Here is a 3,139-nt window from a genome sequence, read left to right as displayed (position 1 = left end):
GTGAAGACTGGACGCATGATGCTGGTGAAGTAGGAGTGTAGATCACGTAGTACGAAATAACATTCCGACTACTAAAAGAGCGCCCCGGTGCTGAACAGCGCCGGGGCGCTCTCATGTTGCTACACCTTGTCATACGGGGAGCGGGTTGCGTGGCTATATTTGCGAGCAATAACGTCGAGTAGAAACTAGAGTAGGAAGAATAAAGGGCAACAAGATCCGGTTCATCAAACCATTGCCGGACAGATGGTAAGCGGTAAAATTTATTGATAACTCAGCGAAAGGGAGAAAATTGAGAGGCATTTAAGCATCTGCTGGAAACTGATGGATTGCGCCGGATTCATTTTCGAGATCAGGTTGGAATTCTGAAGCGGATGATCTTGCAGGCGCAACTATCCAGAGTTTAATGAAGCTCCAGTGTTCGATGAAACAGTGCCTAGCCGTATCCAAGGATAAGATTTCGTTCATGCATCCAGGAGATCGGGCGGGGAACGGATTCAATGATTGCAAGATCGGCACTCTCGTGCAGTTTTGGGCCTTTTGTTTCAGAGGGGGGTAAGGGATACCCTTTTCGAATGGTCGTTGATTTCTGAGCGCTTCTATGGCCCTCACGAAATGTGAGATGATCGTAGCAGAACTATAACCGTCTCGGCTTAGTGGTAATACTGTATGAGACGGATTCATTTTCTTTGCCTCCGTGGACAGTTCCTAAAAGGGTGGACGGCGCAGAACACCCGGTTGACACATCAGGTCTGGAATCAACCCTGGCGCTACTTCCCGCAATTCCTGAACCTCTGGCCCCTATGGTCCTCTGCAGTACTGAAAGCTCAATGGGTTCTCATTCTTGCTTCAACTCGAGATCTCTGGCTCGTCGTCGGCTCTTTGCATACGGTAGCCTACCCGCGGCTCGGTGAAGATGTACGTTGGGTTTACGGCATCGTCGCCGAGCTTGTCTCGCAATTTTTTCACGAAAGCCCGGACCCGTCGCCTATCTTCAAGACCGTCCAAGTGCCACACGCTACGCAACAGGTTCTCATAGGTCACTACCCGACCGGCGTTGATTGAAAGGAAACGCAGCAGATCGAACTCAATGGCAGTAAGCTCCACCGGAACTTCACGCACGGTAACCCGACGCTCTTCGTAGTTAATCACAAGAGCCCCCGACTCAAATGATACGGGGAACACTTCGCTCTTGCGCAGCGCCGTCTGGATCCTGGCCACCAGTTCCGTGGGCGAAAACGGCTTCACAATGTAATCTACGGCTCCAATCTCCAAGGCCCTGACAACCGTTTCATCTCGGCCATAGGCGGACAGGAAGATGACCGGCCGATCCGTCAGCGCCGGAACCCTTTGCATCAGCTCTATGCCGTCCATCTCGGGCAGCAGCAGGTCCAGCAGTACCAAATGGGGATCGTGTCTTTCAACCAGGTCGGCCACTTCATTCGGGTTGCCTGTTGTAAGCAGGCCAAAACCGGCGCCGTTAAGGGTTGCCCGTACATGCCCCAGAAACTGAGGATCGTCGTCAACTGCAAGCACGAGCGGTCTCCGCCGATCCGCACGCCGCCCGTGTCTCCGAGTCTCGATCCCATCATCTTCGGCGTCCTTGACCACAGGAATTGTGAAGGTGAACCGGGTTCCTTGCCCGGGACTGGCGTTCTCGGCTCGGATGCGGCCCCCGTGGGCTTCCACCAATCCCTTGCAGATGGCCAGACCTAGGCCGAAGCCACGCGGCCGGGCTCCGACCCCAGTGTACTTCCGAAACAGGTACGGCAACTGCTCGGGCGACACCCCCTGGCCTTCGTCTGTTACCGAAATAGCGACGTAGACCCCATCACGCATCGCACCGACATGGATGACCGACGACTCGGGGGCGTACAGGGACGCGTTGGAGAAGAGGTTGTTCAGTACCTGAACGATGCGTTGTTCGTCGGCCATCACACGGGGCAAGTCCAGCGGCAGGTCAATGCGGATGGTCTGCCTGCCGCCGCCACTTAAGAAGGTGGTCCGGGCCTGCTCCACCAGTTCGGACACCTGCACTGGCCTGGAGTCGACCGACAGCGTGCCAGAGTCAATGCGCCCCGCATCAAGCAGGTCGCTGATCAGATTGTCCATATGATCGGCCTGCCCTTCGATGATCCGGAAGAACTGCTGCATCTCGGTTCGGTCCAGAACCCGCGAGCTACCTAGCACGGTCGCGGCCGAACCTTTGATGGCAGCGAGCGGCGCACGCAGTTCGTGGCTCACCATGCCCAGAAATTCCGCCCGCAACCGGTTCAGTTCCTGGAATGGCGCCAAATCCTGCATAGTGACGATCATTGACTCGACTGCATTGCCGGTGGCGTGGATCGGGGTGGAGTTGACGAGCATCGTGGTTCTTCGGCCATCAGGAACCGAGAGCACGACCTCCTCGGCGCGCATGGTAACAGCGTCGTCTATCACTCGTTTGATCGGATATTCCGCAAGGGCCACTTCACTCCCGTCGGAGAAGCGGCACGTCAATACCTCCAGCAGCTGCTCCACGCCATGGCCGGGCATGCGCAGTCCCTCGACGATCCGCCTCGCCTCCCGATTGAAAGACACCGGTTGACCGGTCTTCGCATCAAAGACCACGACGCCCACCGGGGATGTATCGACCAGGGCTTCCAGGCTCGACCGTGCCCGCTGCTCGTCCCGGTGTGTGCGGGCGTTGGCGATGGCCGCCGCCGCTTGGGAGGCGAACAGCACCAGAACCTCTTCGTCCTCAACGGTGAACTCATGACCGCCCTGCTTCCTTCCGAGGAAGAAGGTCCCCACGTGCACGCCGCGGTGAAGCATCGGGGTCGCCTGGAAGGTCTTTGGAAGAATCGGGTCCGGGACGTAGCCCAAAGAGCGGATGTAGGCGGGCACGTCTGCCAGCCTGAGCGGCCCTGGAAGGTCGCGGAGGTGCTCGAAGAAACGCAATGCGGGGGGCCACTCCATCAACTGTCGCTCTTCCTCAGGGCTAAAGCCGGAGGTGAGAAAGTCGTGCGGCTCCCCCGTCTCATCAATGGTAGTGATCACGCCGTAGCGGGCGCCGACCAGGTCACGGGTGCTTGCCAGGATTTCGTACAGAACCGTATCGAGATCAAGGCTAGAGTTGACACGCAGAACCGCTGCGCTCAAT

General features: G+C 57.4%; 1 protein-coding gene. It reads right to left on the bottom strand.

Annotated elements, in window-relative coordinates; genetic code table 11:
- Nucleotides 1–846: 846 nt before the first annotated feature.
- The coding region (locus tag F4Y38_04195) for a response regulator (GenBank protein ID MXY48486.1) at nt 847–3,139 on the bottom strand (2,293 nt) is incomplete at its 5' end.

It is taken from the genome of Gemmatimonadota bacterium, assembly GCA_009838645.1.
Classification (GTDB): domain Bacteria; phylum JAAXHH01; class JAAXHH01; order JAAXHH01; family JAAXHH01; genus JAAXHH01.
The sequence above is the reverse complement of the archived record's forward strand: the minus strand, read 5'-3'. Positions and strand labels throughout refer to the sequence as shown.